This window comes from Paenibacillus sp. FSL R5-0713, from assembly GCF_037973325.1.
In the GTDB taxonomy this organism is placed as follows: Bacteria; Bacillota; Bacilli; order Paenibacillales; family Paenibacillaceae; genus Paenibacillus.
Genome location: NZ_CP150229.1, coordinates 3,583,463 through 3,600,805, shown reverse-complemented (window position 1 = coordinate 3,600,805; position 17,343 = coordinate 3,583,463). Strand labels below are relative to the sequence as shown.

Sequence of the window (17,343 nt, the reverse complement as noted above, 5' to 3'; positions counted from 1 at the left end):
TGTCTCCCCCATATCATTCTAAATTGGTTAGATCTGAATCCGTCTTACTCTTTAACAGCACCAAGAACAATCCCTTTAACAAAAAAGCGTTGCAGTAAGGGGTATACAACCAAAATCGGTGCCATGCCAATGAATATCTGAGCCGCCTTGATCGTCCGTTGTGAGATGTTCTCCAGGTCTTCGGGCCGCACGGAAACCTTACTGAAGTCCTGCTGTACGATGATCGTCTGGAGGAAGGTGGCTAATGGATACTTTTCGTGATCCGTCAGGAAAATCAACCCATCGAACCAGGCATTCCAGTGCCCTACCATGGAGAACAAGGAGAGTGTAGCGATGGCTGGCATCGACACGGGCAAAAAGACAGAGATCAATGTTCGAAAGTAACCCGCACCATCGATGAAGGCAGCCTCCTCCAGCTCTTTGGGAACGTTGCGGAAGAAATTCAATAAAAGAATCATGTTCCAGACAGATACCGCTCCGGGAAGAATAAGCACCCACATCGTGTTGAGTAAATTGAGTTTCTGGATAAGAATGTAGAATGGAATTAATCCTCCGCTGAACAACATCGTAAATACAAAATACCAGGTGTAGATGTTACGCCGCTTGAAGCTGCGATTCTCCCGAGATAAAGGGTAGGCCGCCAACGTCACAATAACCATACTCAGGATTGTACCCAGCACAGTTCGCTGTACAGCAATCCATAGGGAACGAAGGAAGTTCTCATTGGCCAATGTTTTCTCATAAGCATCAAGCGTAAATTCTACCGGAAAGAGTCCAACCAGATTCGCATTGGCCGCTGCTTTACCGCTGAAGGAGACCGCGAGAATGTGAATCAACGGGACTATACAGAGTAGTGATAATAAAATTAAGAACGTATAGTTAAACACAGTGAATACTTTGTAAGGCTTCGTTTTGTGATACATGAGGTGAGGTCTCCTTTCTAGAAAATACGGTAGTTCGCAAATTTATACGCTGCACGGTATGCAATCACGATCAACACGAATCCAACAACCGATTTGAAAAGTCCGACTGCAGCCGAGAATCCAAACTTGCCATCGATGAGACCTACCCGATATACAAAGGTGTCGATGATATCACCCTTATCGTAAACGAGCGGGTTATACAGATTGAAAATCTGATCGAATCCTCCGTTCAGGATATTCCCGAGGGACAACGTTCCTACTACGATCATGATGGGAATGAGAGCCGGAATCGTAATGGACCAGGTTTGCTGCCAGCGACTTGCACCGTCCACCTCAGCTGCCTCGTACAGTGCTGGATTAATGCCTGCCAGCGAGGCAAGAAAGATAATGGCACCGAACCCAAATTCCTTCCAGATATCACTTGTAACAACGACGATTCTAAACCAAGTGCCATCCCCAAGGAAAAAGATCGGTTCAATACCAAACACCGCCCCGAGAAACTGATTGATCATGCCTTTCGTTGCAAGCATGTCCAGCAAAATTCCGCCTAGAATGACCCATGACAGAAAGTGCGGCAGATAAACGAACGTTTGTATACTCTTCTTGAAGGTTTCCTTTCGTACTTCGTTAAGGAGCAAGGCAAAGATCAGCGGTGCAATCAGACCTCCAATCAGTTTCAACCCCGCAATAATCAGGGTGTTCCAGATCACCTGCACATTCTCCGGCATACTGAACAGGAATTGGAAATGCTCAAGTCCAATCCAGGAAGACTTGGCAAACCCGAGCCAGGGCTTGTAATCCTGAAAAGCAATGACCAATCCACCCATCGGTATGTACGCAAATATGAACGTCAGGATAACTGCTGGCAATAACATCAGATCCAGTGCCAGCGTTCGCCTGGAGCCTTTATTGCGTTTGGTACGCCGGGGACTCGGACGAATCACATCGGCTTGGGGCGGTGTATTGGCTTTTGCATTACTCATTCGTGTGCTTCCCCTCTTTCTCTATTGGTTTCAGAGACATCAGCCAAGGTTCTGTATGATCTCTGTAGGTTTAAGTATAGATTGGCTTCCTCCAAGTCAACATGATAAAACCCTAGCTTCGATAACAAATTGTTAATATGACTTGTCGTTTGCACGAAAAGAACCCCCATACCTATGGAGTGTTCTCTCCACAAGTATGAGGGTTCTGACTTTACAGTGATTACTAACGAAGATTTAATGTTTGTCTTTTCCTGCAAATGAGAGAATGCCATACTGGGACGTATTTCTCCAGCTTTCATTCGTGGTATCATTCCACTTCGCTACGTTTTGCTTGCCCTCTCCCTGGTTATCATTAATTTGAAGCTCGAAACCGATCACATCTCCTGCTTTGGGCGTCAGGGACTGCAACTTGATTCTGGCTTCGACCAGATAGCCTTTTTTGGTTTTCTTCACCGCACTTGTGAACCGTCCAGGCGAGGCGCTGCCTGCGAAGGTTCCCACGTTGTCTGCGCTGACTCTGAATTGGGCGTCATCATATTGGAAATACGGTGTGCGCTGGTGATTTTCGTCCAGGAAAATCTCAACCGAATCCTGATCCCATGGATTAATACTATCCGTGATAATGTTTGGGTCTGTAACGTCGATCAGCAGATACAGATACTCATCTGACCACAGTGCACGAGCCACGGCCTCAGCGCTTGGCTCTTTCTTCAACCGTTTTACTTCAAAAGGAACGGCCTTATTCCACACCACCTCTTTAATCCCGTCAATCTGGACGTGAGCTTGCACAGCTTCTGCAGATTTTGGCATAGGGTCTAGTTGAATCACGCCATATTTGCTAGTATCTGTATCCTGGGATAGTGTCCGGTCATTCCAATACAATGCTTGATTCGGTTGCTCTTCACCTGCACTGCCATCCGTCACACGGATGTCGAAGCCGATTTCAGAGCCAGAATTCACCTTTACATGACTCCAAGGAATGGACAATTCTACCTGATACCCGCCTTTCGTTTCTCTTACACGAGAAGAACGCACATCCTTACCCTGATATTTGCCTTTACGTGTAATCACAATATGTCGGTCATCTTCTTCGTAGGAGGAGGTCTTGCCATTATTAAAATCAACAAAGATGTCTACACGGTCATTCACATCAACTGTCGCATCTTGTACATCGACCAAAAGATAGAGGTTTTTGGGGTCCCATAAGGTACGGAAGCTGGCTGTACCGGATGACTCTCCCTTCAATGATGTAGACACGGCTTTATTCCATAGTGGGTCATGAAGCGTTTTTTTGTTATCGGGTTTACCCGAAAGCGAGATGGCTCTCTGTGTCAAAACAGGCAAGCTGGACTCATCCACAAGTCCCCAGTAAGCTTTTTTGGCTTTCAGTTCTGAATCAAACAACATCGCCTGGTTGTTGTAAGACCTCTCATCCTGAAGTCCCCACAGGGTTACGGAAGAGATCTGATCTTTGTGTTTTTGATACAGATCCATTAATTCCTTGTAGCGATAAGCCTGTTGTACAGCAACTTCAACGGGCATCTCTTCACCAAACGGGATTCCGCTATCTACATCCAGTTCCGTGATCTGAATATCCAGTCCAAGTCCAGCGAACAGGTTGATGGTTTTCTCAATTTCTTCTACGGGCGGGGAAGCCAGATTATAGTGGGACTGCAAGCCCACGCCATCGATCAGTCCTTTTTCTTTCAGTCGTTTGACCAACTGAACCATATGCTCTCTTTTCTCAGGGACTTCTGTGAAGTATTCGTTATAATATAGTTTGGCGTCCGGATCGGCTGCACGAGCGAATTCATAGGTTTTTTCAATATAATCCGGTCCGATGAGTTCATAAAAAGGGCTCTTACGTAAACCACTGGCATCACCATTACTATCGGCAATCGCCTCATTTACCACATCCCAGGCATCAATTTTCCCTTTATATCGGGTCATGACGGTTTCAACGTAATCCTTAATCCGGGCAAGTAATAACTCCCGGCTTGCAGGTTTGCCCTGAGCATCTTTCAGCATCCATTCTGCAGCATCAATATGCCACAGCAGCGCATGTCCGCGTACACCCATATGATGTTCCTCGGCGAACTTCACATATTGATCGGCAGCCTCGAATTCATATACTCCTTCGGAGGGCGACATGTATCTCGGTTTCATTTCATAGGTTGCAGTCAGGCTGTTAAAGTGTTTCGACAGCAGTTGTCCATATGCGCCATCCAGTTGCCAGCGATATGCCGCTGCACCAATGGGAAAATCATCTTTATACAAATCTTTCAGAGATAAAATATCTTCTTCAATCTTCGGTTGCTCGGATGGAACAAAGGATACATCATCCACATAGAACGATAACGTATCTACGCTATCCTCAGAGATGTAAGGCGTTTCAATGAATAGTTTCAGCTCAGCAGGGTCATCGCTGTACTGGAATGTTCCAGTGACCTTATGCCAAGTATTCCATTGCGCTTTAGCGATCTCCACGCTGCCGATCGAATTCCAGCTTTCGGCATTCGTTTTTTTATACGCGGTGAGCTGCAACGTTTGATCGGTAGCTGGCTCTTGTGTCAGCTTGACATATGCTGTAATTACATATAATTGATTACGCTGAAGCAGCTCTTTCATCGAGAACATGGGTCCATGATAGGAGCGTTCACGATTGGTAACCAACATGCTTGACTTCCCTTCATATGCTTCCTTTTCTGTTACTGTGAGGTTTTCCGTACCAATCCGTGCAGTCCATCCCTGAAGTGTACCATCTTCAAAATTGGTGCTGAACTGTCCTGCTTCTGTACCTGTGACTTCATTGGCTGCGTGTGAAACATTTGAAAATGGAAGGGTGGTTAAAACGAGCAGTAAAACTAAAAAACCAATATTCCATTGACGTAATTGTTTCATGTGATCCTCCTTTTCATTTATTATCCAATTTCTAGATGATTTAACAAACATCCAGATAAATGGATTATATTTCTTTTGTCATCGCTTACATATAACAAAAATCGAATAATGATAACAAAATGTTATCATCTGCTATGTAGTGCGTCATAAACTATGCTGCATCAGAATGTCTTCGATCGTTATTACTTAGAAATCGCCTCGGGGATATTTCCTCCAGCTTCAAGAACTACGGGTAATTCAACATGATCTTTGTTCTTGTTCTCGTATGTTGCAATAACCATTTTAGTTTGTTCATTTATAATGAATTCTCCCTCTATAGCTAATCTTGGCTAGTGATCTGATTAGGGTTATTTGAGTATATAACCGTTGCATACCTTACTTCGTTGACAAATAGAATTGCAATTGTTAGCATAACCTGAGTTACAGAGACAGGAGGTTATCCCTATTCAACCCCGAGAACGCCAAGAGAATGAGCGTAGCGAGCTGCGAGAAAAACGTCGTTTAAGCATCATTGAAGCTGCCATTTCTATTTTCACACAGCAAGGATTCGAAAAGGCCACCATGCAGGAAATTGCCAAGGCTGCGAGCCTTGGCGTAGCTACTGTATTCCGCTATTTTCCCAAGAAAGAGCATTTGATTGTTGCTGTTGCTTCACATATTGTTCAATCCGAAGTGATTATCATTGAAAAGATTGTGCATGGAGAAGGAACCTGTTACGAGAAATTAAACGAAATATTCGATGCCCTGATCTTCTTTCAGAAAACAGAGCATCAACAAAACTCCAAGTTGATTGAAGCCTTTGAATGTTACGTGGCGCTTTCCAAAGAGCCTGTAGAGCATATGGAACTGTATCAAACCGAATATAACAAAATCATTGGACTTTTTACGGAATTGGCAGTGTTGGGAGAACAGGATCATTCTGTCCGTGCCGGTTCAAATTCCGTCAACATTCTACTTACGATGATGAATGTATTCGGAACATTTTCGAAGAAAATGTCCATGCTAGAAGGTATCGATGCATTCAACACTCGTGTAGACCCATCCGAGCAATTCAACTTACTTAAATCTCTTTTTCTAGAGTCTTTGAAACCATGACTTCAATTCGTATGAACGCTGCAAACTGATTCATGACATCCAACGGAGAAGGCGCTGCAGTTTTGGGCAGCCCCCTCATCCTCTACTTTTTACTTCTCGTACGTTTTTCTCCTTAATAGTTTGATCAAAACCACTGGTGGCTTGATGATTTTCTCTCATAACCGATTCGCCTTCTACATCGATGTTCGGCAACAAGCGATCAAGCCATGCCGGGATATACCAAGCGCTTTTTCCAAGAAGGGTCATTATCGCTGGCACAAGTGTCATACGCACGATGAAAGCATCCACGAGTATGCCAAATGCCAGGGCTAATCCCATGGATTTGATAATGGTGTCCTCGGCAAAAATAAAGCTGGCAAACACGGCAATCATAATCAAGCCAGCAGCAGTAACGACTGGCCCACTATGGTTTATCCCGCTTTTTACCGATTGTCGTGCATCTCCAGTATGAGTGAAGTCTTCACGCATTCGGCTGACAAGGAACACCTCGTAGTCCATGGCAAGTCCAAACAGAATTCCAGTGACGAGAATGGGAAGGAAACTAAGCACCGGCCCAGGTTCAGGAATACCGAACATACTGGCCAGATAACCATCTTGAATGACCCAAACAATAAAGCCGAGTGTTGAACCTAGTGTAAACAGAAAACCAAGTACAGCCTTAATCGGTACAAGCAAAGATCGGAACACGAGCATAAGCAGTACAAAAGCAAGACCAACAATTAATAAAGCGAACTTAGGTAATGCCTGTTGCAATTTCTCGGAAATATCAATGTTAACCGCAGTCCCACCCGTAACCATAATCTCGACCTGTTTATTGTTTTGTTGATCAGATTTTTCGCGTATAGTCTCCACCAGTTCAGTCGTTCGAATGTCGTGCGGGCCTGTCTTGGGTAACACTGTAATGATGGCTGCATTTCCCGATGGACTCGGTATTGCGGGTGTTGCACTAGAGACATTCGGCAGATCGCTGATGTAAGCCGTCGCTTGAGCGATTGCTGCTTGAGGATCGTCACTATGATTAGCTTTGGCGACAATCACGAGTGGGCCATTGAACCCTTCACCGAATCCCTCAGCCATGAGATCATATCCACGACGCTCAGTCGTTTCAGTCGATTTCAGGCCATTATCGGGCAAGCCAAGTTGCATATGCAGAAAAGGCAAGGTACACATCGTTAAGATTGCAATACATAGAATGGTAGTAAGCCAAGGCTTTCTTGTGACAACTCGACTCCATGCGTTTTCGCTTGTTTTCTCTTTTTTGCTCCCGGACCATTTTCTCAGCCAACGATTTTCGCGGGACGGACTGATGCGGTCTCCTGCTGCAGCCAATATAGCAGGTACGAGAATGATCGCAATGAGGACAGCTACAAATACGCTAATAGCAGCCGCAAGTCCCATCATCGTAATGAAGGGAATTTGTACGACGGATAACCCCACTAGCGCGATAATTACAGTCAGTCCTGCAAATACAACCGAGCCTCCTGCTGTTGCGTTAGCCTGAGCGATCGCTGTTTCTCTGTCATATCCTTCTGCCAACTGCTGACGGTACCGTGACATGATAAATAGTGCATAATCAATACCGACTGCTAAAGCAAGCATGACTGCTAACGTAATGGAGAATGATGACATCGATACGAAATTAGAACCAATAATGACAGTCATTAGACCAATTCCGAGTCCTATGACCGCTGTAAGTATGGGTAGTCCTGCTGCTAGAAACGAAGTAAACGTAAATGCTAGAATCATGAAGGCAATCAGGATACCAATGACTTCGGATATGCCCCCAACTTCTATTTCAGAAAAGGCAACACTGCCTCCTATCTCTGTTTGAATCCCTTCCTTACCGAGCCACTCTGCAATGTTCAACACATGCTCTTTCGAGTGCTCATCCACTTCACTGGCAGGTTTAGAATACGTAATGTCCGCATAACCAATCTTTTTATCCGCACTTAGAGTCATTGACTCAAATGGGCTAGCTACAGATTTGACTGATAAATCCGTCTTTACATCTTTCAGGGCTTGCCGAATGTAATTTTTGTTTGCCTCGGAAGTCAATGAATCATTTTTCGCTTTGAAAATGAGCCTGATCTGACCACCGTCATCTGATGATGGAAACTCTGAGTTTAGTACTTTCGCGGCCTGATCCGACTTCGTCCCTGGTATAGTCATTTCACCCGTAAACGAAGTACCCATACCAAGTCCTAAAGATGCAAGCACAATAAGAAGTGTTAGTCCCATCGTAATGACCATTTTCCGTTTTCTCGTTGACCAAACCCCGAGACGATACAACCATTTTGCCATAACTTATTTCTTCCCCTTTCACTTCCACAAAAATCCAAGAGCTATCTAAGGAAATGCTCTGTATCCTCATGTTAACGAAATAAAACCAAAAAAAAACCGTACGAAAGGGCAAGCCTTTCATGTACGATGGGGCATAGAAGGGATATGTCATAACGGGCATACTATTTTTTATCTTTGATTACGAAAGGGTGCCTTACAGTTATAGGTTTACAAGTGTAAGATCCCCTTCTCGACAGCTACTGCAACAGCTTCTGATCGCGAATTCACTCCAAGTTTGTTGTAAATGTTGGTGAGATATGCTTTTACTGTTCTCTCGGCAATACCCATATCAAAAGCAATATCTCTGCTGCGTAAACCACGAGCCACGGCTTGTAAAACGAGTAACTCTCTCTCACTAATCAGAGTTGACTCCTTGTCAATTAATAGTTGTGGCTGTGTTTGGGGTTCTTGAGCAGACTTCGTATGAAACGCAAAGACTCTTGACGTTATTTCAGGTTGAAGTAGTGTTTCTCCACGAATGGCAGAATCCAACGTTCGAAATAATTGTTCTCGGCTCGTATCCTTGAGCAAGTACCCTTTGGCTCCAAGAGAAAGTCCTTCGATCATCAAGTCATCTTCGTTGTAAGTCGTTAGAATAATCACAGGTATACGAATGTGTTGCTCGTTCATACGTTTCAAGGTATCCAAACCACTGAGTCCCCCCGGCATATTTAAGTCCAGGAGAATGACATCAGGCTGTTTGTCTAACATAATTCGGATAGCTTCTTCTCCTTCCTCAGCCTCTCCGACAATTAGATAGTTGTCACTGGTCTCCAATATTAATTTAAGTCCTTCACGCACCACCCAATGATCATCGACGATGAGTATGTTATATTTCATTCAGATTTCTCCTTTTTCAAGTGGAACACGAAACAAAATAGTCGTCCCTTGTTTTCCGCTTTCAATCTCAATGCTGCCACCGATCAACCTGGCCCGTTCATTCATCCCGATCAAGCCATAGTGCCCGGATTGTTTTCCGATTCGGTCTACGCTAAAGCCCTTTCCGTTATCTCGTATAATAAGATGGAAAACTTCTTTCTCCATAGCCATGTGAATGGTTACGCTCGTGGCCTGAGCATGCCTGGCTATGTTCATTAGCGATTCACTTAAAATGTGCAATACGTGCTCCATGCCTACTTTGGATATGAAACTCGGAGCATTCCCGTCCAAAACGACTTCAATTCCGGTCGCCTGTTGGAAACGTAGCGTCTGTTCCTGTATTGCTTCTCCAAAGGTAATAGCCGGTGTGGCCTTGGTTCGAAGGTCATCAATGGCTTTGCGTGCATCAGCCAATGTTTGGCGTGCTTGGCCCATTGAACTGCGGATAATCTCGTGGGCGCGCGGAAAACTCCCTCGATTCATGTGCTCATCGACGGCCTCCAGCTGCATTATAATACCGGCGAGTCCTTGAGCCAATGTATCATGCAGATCTCTTGCCATACGTTGTCGCTCGCTTGTTAGCGTCAATTCCTCTACTTTTTGATGAGCCTTCTCCAGCTCATGCAGAAATGTTAATGTTCTAACACGAGCATTAACCTGACGATAGAAAAGCACCGCGTAGGATACCACAACAACGATCATCATTAACAGTAATAGAATTAACAAGGCAACATCTGTACCCGAACGTGTAAACAGGGTTACCGTGCAGAATAATAAATATAATACAAATGCAACCAGTACAATTTTTGCCGTTTCATAGTAAATGGCAAAGGTCTGTCCAATCAACACCGGAATTAAACCGATCAACACGGCAGGCATTCCGTCTGGCATTAACATGGCACTGCCGTAAATCAACCCTGATTGAAGAAGTATGTAGAGTAATTTGGATCGTTGTATAAGTTTGTTTACTTCCCAGTACACCATGGTATGAATTAACATTGCAGCTACAAAGATAATACTGGGTACTAATATAGGGGCTGACATGGTTTGCAGGATCAACGTAGCCGCGGCAACAAGCCAAAGCCAGATCATTATCGGAATACGTGAGGACGCAATCGGGTCCGTTTCTTCATTTATTCCGGCCGGATTCGTCTTCTTCCGTACTATTTTCATGGGATCACCTCTTGTATAAGCATTATAGTCCAAATCACCACCAAAAAGATGTACGATCGTGCATGCCCTTTCGTACATCCCTTTTGGTAATGAAAATCGTCCACAAGTTAGACTTATGGACGATAACTTTGAAGAATTATGTAAAACCTCCAAAGGGTTCTCCCTCCGGAAAGTTCCTATATTTATAGCATTTCAGAAGGTGAACTTGCACCAATGATTAGAGTGTGATTCCACCATCTGCGAGGATGATTGATCCTGTCATATAACTGGAATAATCAGATGCAAGAAACGCAACGATCTGGGCGAGTTCTTCTGGCTCTGCATAACGCCCAATCCGCATATTCGGAAACTCTTCAGGTACGTAGCCACTCTCCTGCAGCGATTGGGGAACCGCTGCAGTTAATGTAGTAGCTACCCCGCCTGGACAGATGGCATTGATACGAATACCTTTGCGTACATATTCAAGGGCCGCCGCTTTGGTCAAACCTGCAACGGCATGCTTGCTTGCGGTGTATGCAGCCAGACTGTGTTCAGCACGAATAGCCGTAGTGGACGCCGTATTAATGATATGCCCGTATCCCTGTTTATCCATAACCTGCAAGGCATATTTCATGCCTAAAAAGATCCCTTTCACATTCACATCCATGATCCGTGTAAATTCTTCCTCGGAGATATCCTGGAAACGTTGGAATTTCTGGAGTATGCCCGCGTTGTTGAATGCCACGTCAATTTTTCCGTAGGCATCTACTGCTTTTTGAATATAGTTTTGAACATCGCTTTCTTTGGATACGTCAGCCTGTACAAAAGTAGCTTCGCCGCCATTTTCGCGAACCAGTGCTAACGTTTCTTCCCCTGTCTGCTCATTGAAATCAACCAAAACAAGCTTCGCTCCGCGTGATCCCATAAGCACCGCGCTGGCTCTTCCAATTCCACTGCCAGCTCCCGTAACAACGATCACTCTACCTTCCAGAGAAATACCTTCTTTATTTCCTGTCGGTGCACCAATTTCTTGCTTCTGGACTGTTGCTCCAAACTCAATGGCTGCAAGTTCCTGCTTCAAACTCTGAAGAGTAGGCAAAGGAATATCTACCTGAGGCAATGCAGCTAGTTGATCCAACGTAAAGTTAGTGGCCATCTTGAACGTTGGTTCCTTCACGAATTCTGGCAAATGCTTCTCCAGTACAGCAAACGATTCTGCGTTGTTCAATAATTCACCAATTTTGATATTCTCGTTATAACTCATTAGGTTCATCTCTCCAATATATTAGTATACGACCGGAAAAGCTTTGAGTCCCCGGATGATCATTCCTGGCCTCCACTCCAGCAGCTTCGCATCCGTATTTAACCGGATCTCCGGCAGCCGATGAAGTAAAGCGTTGATCGCAATCTCGCCTTCAAGTCTCGCAAGTGGAGCGCCTAGACAATAATGAATTCCTTTACCAAAAGCAATGTGGTCATTAACTTTGCGAGTAATGTCAAACGTATCGGGGTTTTCATATTGACTGGAATCCCGATTCGCTGAGGATAAAGCGACCAGCATCATGTCTCCTTGGCGAATTTGTATTCCTTGAAAATCAACGTTTTCCGTAGCCCAGCGAACATTGCTAATTTCTGCGGGCCCATTAAATCGCAGCACTTCCTCAACCGCCGCTTGAATCAGATCCGGTTGATCCATAAGTAGTTGCTTTTGCTGAGGATGTTCCAGCAACGCCAGCATGCCGTTCCCAATCAGATTCACTGTTGTTTCATGCCCTGCTATGATGAGTACGAACACAAGTGCATATAATTCCTGCTCTGTTAGTTTGTCACCTTCTTCCTCTATCCCGATGAGATCGCTGATGAGGTCCTGTTGAATATGATTGCGCCGCTGCGTGATCAGTTCTTGTAAGTAATTCACAAAAGCCTTCATCACTTCATCGCTCTCCTGGTTCATCTGTGGATTGCTGACACTCTCCATAATGGTATTGGACCAGGCTCTGAATTTGTCTTGATCCTTCAGCGGAACACCTAACATTTCACAAATAACGATAATGGGCAGCGGGAAAGCATAGTCCTCGATCAAATCAAACTCCCGAGTGTTTCCGGCCTGAATCTTGTCCAGCAATTCATCGCTTATTTCCACAATTCGGCCCCGCAGCCTCTCAATCATGCGGGGAGTAAAAGCCTTCTGAATCAAGCGCCGCAGTCGACGATGATCTTCTGGACCAACACTGATCAGATTCCGTGAGATAATCGCCTGATGCGGAGGAAGTGACTCCTCCGTTTCAACGTTCCTGTTATCGAGAACCCCGGTTACAAAGCGACTATCCTGCAAAATGTTGACGGCATCCTCATATCGGGTAACCATCCACGCAGCATGCCCACTTGGCAGTAATAGTCGATGGACAGGCTCTTCGGCACGCAGCTTTTCGTAGACTGGGAAAGGCTGCTGAATGAAAGAATGATCCATGAAATCTACTTTGGACTTGGAACGACCTTGATTTTCATTGGTAAACATCACATCACTCCTTAAAATGATAGTGTTAATATCACTACAATATAAAGACTATCATATTTAACAATTCACTTTCAAATAAGTTCATTTAATCCCAGTAATACGCGATAACTTGCATCTTCCTAAGGATTTAAGCGTTCTTCCAGTTCTTTTACAATTTGAGGATACTTCTCATCCAAATCGTACTTGCGCAAGCAGAGATACGTAAGAACGAATATCACCAAAGGAAGATATACCGTCAGAACCAGGATGCTGGTAATCGCTGAATCCGCCTGTGTTATTAACGCTCCATCGTAATTGCCCAAGGCAAGGATCCAGCCGATCATCGCGGCAGCCAGGCCCATACCAATTTTAACGCCAAAGCTGTTTGCGCTATTGACCATCCCAACTAATCGTTTACCTGTCTTCCATTCACCGTATTCCACGGTGTTGTTCACCAACACCCCGCCTACAGCCATCATTGGAATGGTTGCCAGTGTCGCGATACCGCCAAGTACTATAGCTGCAATAAAGTTATATGGCATGAAGCAACGAATAAGTGATGAAACGATCCCAAGAATCATGCCTATCCGTGCAGTTCTGGTAAGTCCGAATTTCTTGATCATGGGTCCCACCATAACAAATCCCAAAAAAACCGGGACTAATCCAACTGCCCCCATGATTCCGATCAGGTTCTCATTCCCGAGAATATACTTGGTGTAATAGATTCCTGTTGAACCATTAAGTGTATATAGCATGTTGATTAATAACTGAGCAAACAGCATGATGACCCAGTATTTGTTCTGGAATAAGAGCTTGATGCTTTCCCAGAAGGGAATGTTATCGCTTTCAACAATACTTATGCCAGCATTATTTTCTTTGGATGCTAAGAAGGTCAGGATCAAGGAAATGAAAGATACAATACCCAGAACAACCGCAACGATAATCCATGCTTTTTGATCCCCACCGAGCATATTGGTTAATGGAATTAATGCGATAGCGATAATCATTCCGATAATATATCCAAAGATGGTTCGGGTAAGGCCCATTTTACCGCGTTCTTCTACACTTCTGGTACGGATCGCCATCAAGCTTCCGAAAGGGATCGCAATTCCCGTATACACAATGGCTGAAGCAAACGCTACTGTAGCTAAAGCATAGAAGGTTTTTACCGTTGATGATGCCTCGGCGGGCACTGTGAACAGTAATATGATAGATGCCAGGGTTGGTAGAGCCATCCATAGAATCCAAGGTCTGGCCTTTCCGTATTTGGATTTTGTCGCATCAACGATTCTACCCATCAGCAAGTCTGCTATTGCATTGATAAATTTGGTGATGAGCATAATCGTACCCACTGTGGCAGCTGCAATCCCTACCTTATCTGTATAAAAATAAGTTAACATCCCAATCAGTCCGTTGATGGAGTTTAAGGCAACTTGCGCTGCTCCGTCGCCTAAGTAATGGTAAGGGCGCATTGTTTTCTGGATTCCTTGGGCATCAAGGCCCAATGCCCTGGACTTCTTACTTCCCTTTACAACTGGTGGATTAAGGATTTCCCGCTCTGCTTTCATTGCTGTTCCCCCTTATTTCATTCGCTTCATGGTACCGCTTTCAAACATTATTTTAGTCCTCCGCAAAACATAAATATGGTAACTTCATTTTTTTTTTAGTAATTTTATGTTGGGACTTCGCTTTTTTTATGCGCTATAATTTCGGTATTCAAAAACGAATTTCCGTAATACAAAATGGCGCTGCTCGTTTCCAGCAGCGCCTTCTATATTCTATCCTTTCCCTTCACACCTAGGAGGCATTGAGCATTTGAATGACTCTTCTAAATAACTGTTCAGTCTCCGGCGGAGTATTGGCCAGCATTTCGCTTACAGATAAATCATAAGCATATTGGATCATTGGGTGATCCAGCATACCGGGAGCGTGCTCGTTTAACATTCGAACTGCTGTGGGTTCTTCCACAATCTCTTTAAGTGTCGAATCCAACGTAAACCGTTCTCTTTCGAGACTGGTTTGCGTCGCATATTCGAAGCTGTAAGATCCGGAACCAACCTCCACAGGCACAGGTTTCTCAGGCAGTACAATAATTGCGGTTGTATTTGCTGGTATCGTTACATTTACAATAATGTTACCCGCCCTGCATGACCAAGCGCTTTTTATCTCTCCGTAGACCGAATCAAAAGCAGCATCTACCGAACTGATTCCTCGGATGAACTGAGGTTTTATTAGAATCTTCTTATAACCTGCTTCAATTGAATTAATTCCCGCGAGTTTTCTATACATCCATTCACCAATAGATCCATAGGCGTAATGATTCAAGGAGTTCATACCTGATGAATCGAAATCACCATTAGGCAGAATGGAATTCCATCGTTCCCATATCGTGGTAGCCCCTTTTTTTACGGCGTACAACCAAGATGGGAAATCCTCTTTCAGAAACAAGGTACCAGCAAGGTCATGCAGGTCATTGTCGGATAAGGCATGACACAGATATGGAGTACCAACAAATCCTGTCGTGAGATGGTTTTTATGTTTTGCAATATTGCTCTCAAGCGTCTTCCGGATTCGATCCTTGTATTTTTCCTCGGCAAGGTTGAAGTGTAGCGCTAACACGCAGGCCGTTTGAGTTTCGCTGACCAGTCTGCCGGTTGAAGAGATATATTCTGCATTGAAAGCCTGTTTGATCTGGCTATGCAATTTTTCGTAACGGACGGCATCTTCGGTTTTGTCCAGAAGCTTGGCTGTCTTTGCAACGAGTTCGGTCGAATACGCATAATAAGCGTTTGCTACCAGATAAACATCTGTAGCCCCTGTTCTTTCGTTACTAATCTCCTCTTTGTCCAACCCTAACCAGTCCCCATATTGATAACCAGTCTGCCACAATCCATTGGCTCCACAACGTGCAGTAATATAATCAATCCACCCCTTCATGCTGTCGTATTGTTCACGCAGCAATCGAAGATCTCCATAGGTTTGGTACATGACCCAAGGGACAATAACAGCGGCATCGCTCCAGGCAGCGGCCCCTTCCTGATTTCCAAGAATGTTAGGGACGACATGTGGAACCCCATATTCCTCCGACTGTTCAGAGGCAAGGTCGCGCAGCCATTTCTTGAAGAAGGAGGCAACATTCATATTAAACGCAGCGGTCCCGGCAAATACTTGTGCATCTCCTGTCCACCCTAGACGCTCGTCTCTTTGAGGGCAGTCCGTCGGTATATCCAGAAAGTTACCTCTTTGGCTCCACTGAATGTTACTTTGCAGCTGGTTCACCATGGCATTGGAGGTCTCGAAACGGCCTGTTTCCTCCAGACTTGAATGCAGCACGCAAGCTGAGAATTGATCGAGCTGGATCTCCTCTACCCCTTCAATGGCGATATACCGAAATCCATGGAAAGTGAAATGAGGGCGGAAAATTTGATCTTTACCGTTACAGATCAATCGATCAATCGATACTGCCTGCCTTAACGTATCCGGATAGAAATTTCCCTCCTTATCAAGAACCTCCGCATGCCGTATGGTTATCGTTTGCCCTTTCCGCCCTTTGGTTCGAAGCTCTACAAACCCAGTAAGGATTTGCCCGAAATCAATGACACATTCTCCTTTTGGAGTTGTAATCAACTGAAGTGCAGGAAGCCTTTTTGTGATTTTGACAGGTTCACTTTCCTGAGCAACAAGGCGATTTTTATCGAAAGAGGCCGTTTCCACATGGAAGGACTGACTTTCATGAGAACAAGAATCATAAGTCTCACCCATGTAAATTTCACTTGAACGGATGGGTCCGGTAGTCACCTGCCAGGTTTTGTCGGTTGCAATGATCTCTTTTGTTCCATCCGTATAGACAATGTGGATTTCCGCGAGTGCAGCAACTCTATCTCCGTAATGGTTGGGAGTACAAGTAAAACCAAATATGCCTTTATACCAGCCATTCCCCACCGTAATCTCTATTTTATTCTGGCTCTCCAGCATCCCGTCCAAACGGTAAGTCTGATACTGCAATCGCTCGTTGTAATTCGTCCATCCAGGTGCAAAGTAGTCTTCTCCTACTCTTGTCCCATTGATCGCAATTTCATAGACACCGAGGGAAGTGGTATAGATTCGGGCTTGCTGAATTTCCTTTTCGATAGAGAATTCTTTGTAGAAAACGGGTGGAGCACTTTCTTCGCTCGGGAATGGATGTGTAATCCACTCTGCCTGAAAGTTGCTGCCGTTCAGCAACCCGGTCTCAAAATGTCCTTCCATGACTGCGTGATTACCTTGGTTATCCCAAACTTCGATTTGAACCTGATACATAGTCGAGGCCTGTAAACGAGGACCAGCATATTCCACTAAAACGGAGACGTCTTCATCCCTCTTTCCAGAATCCCAGATTTTCTGCAAATCTTGTGTGACACTTATTCGGTAAGCGGATTGCATTACGTCCTGTTCAGTAGAACCTAATTTCCATGAGAATCTTGGGTTTACTGTGTCCAGTCCAATTGGATTAAGCATGTATTCAATCCGGAAATCTTTTAATTCCATGAGATGACCACCCTTCAACATAGATCTCACACACCTAAATGTTAAC

Annotated in this window: 11 protein-coding genes; 1 reads left to right on the top strand and 10 read right to left on the bottom strand. The window is 44.6% G+C overall.

Annotated elements, in window-relative coordinates; all coding sequences use genetic code 11:
• Window positions 1-44: 44 nt before the first annotated feature.
• From MKZ12_RS16025 to MKZ12_RS16015, 3 genes are all read right to left on the bottom strand, one after another.
• Complete coding sequence (locus MKZ12_RS16025; RefSeq protein WP_339255409.1) at window positions 45-923, bottom strand: carbohydrate ABC transporter permease; 879 nt, start codon at window positions 921-923, stop codon at window positions 45-47.
• A gap of 17 nt (window positions 924-940) precedes the next feature.
• Complete coding sequence (locus MKZ12_RS16020; protein ID WP_339261449.1) at window positions 941-1,798, bottom strand: ABC transporter permease subunit; 858 nt, start codon at window positions 1,796-1,798, stop codon at window positions 941-943.
• Between the two features lie 342 nt (window positions 1,799-2,140).
• Window positions 2,141-4,807 carry an endo-1,4-beta-xylanase gene (locus tag MKZ12_RS16015; protein ID WP_339255407.1) on the bottom strand — a complete coding sequence of 889 codons (2,667 nt, stop codon included), beginning with the start codon at window positions 4,805-4,807 and terminating at the stop codon, window positions 2,141-2,143.
• 438 nt (window positions 4,808-5,245) lie between these two features.
• On the opposite strand from MKZ12_RS16015, the gene MKZ12_RS16010 reads away from it, so the two are divergent.
• Complete coding sequence (locus tag MKZ12_RS16010; RefSeq protein WP_339261447.1) at window positions 5,246-5,902, top strand: TetR/AcrR family transcriptional regulator; 657 nt, start codon at window positions 5,246-5,248, stop codon at window positions 5,900-5,902.
• Window positions 5,903-5,977: 75 nt separating this feature from the next.
• Here the strand turns inward: MKZ12_RS16010 and MKZ12_RS16005 are convergent, their stop codons facing one another.
• The 7 genes from MKZ12_RS16005 to MKZ12_RS15975 form a co-directional block, all read right to left on the bottom strand.
• Complete coding sequence (locus tag MKZ12_RS16005) at window positions 5,978-8,203, bottom strand: MMPL family transporter (RefSeq protein ID WP_339255406.1); 2,226 nt, start codon at window positions 8,201-8,203, stop codon at window positions 5,978-5,980.
• Between the two features lie 207 nt (window positions 8,204-8,410).
• A complete protein-coding gene (locus tag MKZ12_RS16000; RefSeq protein ID WP_339255404.1) occupies window positions 8,411-9,082 on the bottom strand; it encodes a response regulator transcription factor in 672 nt (223 codons plus the stop codon).
• The gene (locus MKZ12_RS15995) at window positions 9,083-10,294 is read right to left on the bottom strand and encodes a sensor histidine kinase (RefSeq protein ID WP_339255402.1); all 1,212 of its coding nucleotides are present in this window, start codon (window positions 10,292-10,294) and stop codon (window positions 9,083-9,085) included.
• Window positions 10,295-10,511: 217 nt separating this feature from the next.
• Window positions 10,512-11,270 carry a glucose 1-dehydrogenase gene (locus tag MKZ12_RS15990; RefSeq protein ID WP_339261446.1) on the bottom strand — a complete coding sequence of 253 codons (759 nt, stop codon included), beginning with the start codon at window positions 11,268-11,270 and terminating at the stop codon, window positions 10,512-10,514.
• A 288-nt stretch (window positions 11,271-11,558) separates the two neighbouring features.
• Window positions 11,559-12,791, bottom strand: a complete 1,233-nt coding sequence (locus MKZ12_RS15985) for a cytochrome P450 (RefSeq protein WP_339255400.1) — start codon at window positions 12,789-12,791, stop codon at window positions 11,559-11,561.
• Window positions 12,792-12,910: 119 nt separating this feature from the next.
• A complete protein-coding gene (locus MKZ12_RS15980) occupies window positions 12,911-14,338 on the bottom strand; it encodes a glycoside-pentoside-hexuronide (GPH):cation symporter (RefSeq protein WP_339255398.1) in 1,428 nt (475 codons plus the stop codon).
• A gap of 229 nt (window positions 14,339-14,567) precedes the next feature.
• On the bottom strand, window positions 14,568-17,297 hold the full coding sequence (locus tag MKZ12_RS15975; protein ID WP_339255396.1) for a glycoside hydrolase family 78 protein: 2,730 nt from the start codon (window positions 17,295-17,297) through the stop codon (window positions 14,568-14,570).
• Window positions 17,298-17,343: the final 46 nt, after the last annotated feature.

Excerpts from the sequence above, each read along its gene's own strand:
- MKZ12_RS15995 (WP_339255402.1), bottom strand. The coding sequence starts at position 10,294 with ATGAAAATAGTACGGAAGAAGACGAATCCGGCCGGAATAAATGAAGAA.
- MKZ12_RS16000 (WP_339255404.1), bottom strand. The coding sequence starts at position 9,082 with ATGAAATATAACATACTCATCGTCGATGATCATTGGGTGGTGCGTGAA.
- MKZ12_RS15975 (WP_339255396.1), bottom strand. The coding sequence starts at position 17,297 with ATGGAATTAAAAGATTTCCGGATTGAATACATGCTTAATCCAATTGGA.
- MKZ12_RS15985 (WP_339255400.1), bottom strand. The coding sequence starts at position 12,791 with ATGTTTACCAATGAAAATCAAGGTCGTTCCAAGTCCAAAGTAGATTTC.
- MKZ12_RS16005 (WP_339255406.1), bottom strand. The coding sequence starts at position 8,203 with ATGGCAAAATGGTTGTATCGTCTCGGGGTTTGGTCAACGAGAAAACGG.
- MKZ12_RS15980 (WP_339255398.1), bottom strand. The coding sequence starts at position 14,338 with ATGAAAGCAGAGCGGGAAATCCTTAATCCACCAGTTGTAAAGGGAAGT.
- MKZ12_RS16025 (WP_339255409.1), bottom strand. The coding sequence starts at position 923 with ATGTATCACAAAACGAAGCCTTACAAAGTATTCACTGTGTTTAACTAT.
- MKZ12_RS16015 (WP_339255407.1), bottom strand. The coding sequence starts at position 4,807 with ATGAAACAATTACGTCAATGGAATATTGGTTTTTTAGTTTTACTGCTC.
- MKZ12_RS16020 (WP_339261449.1), bottom strand. The coding sequence starts at position 1,798 with ATGTTATTGCCAGCAGTTATCCTGACGTTCATATTTGCGTACATACCG.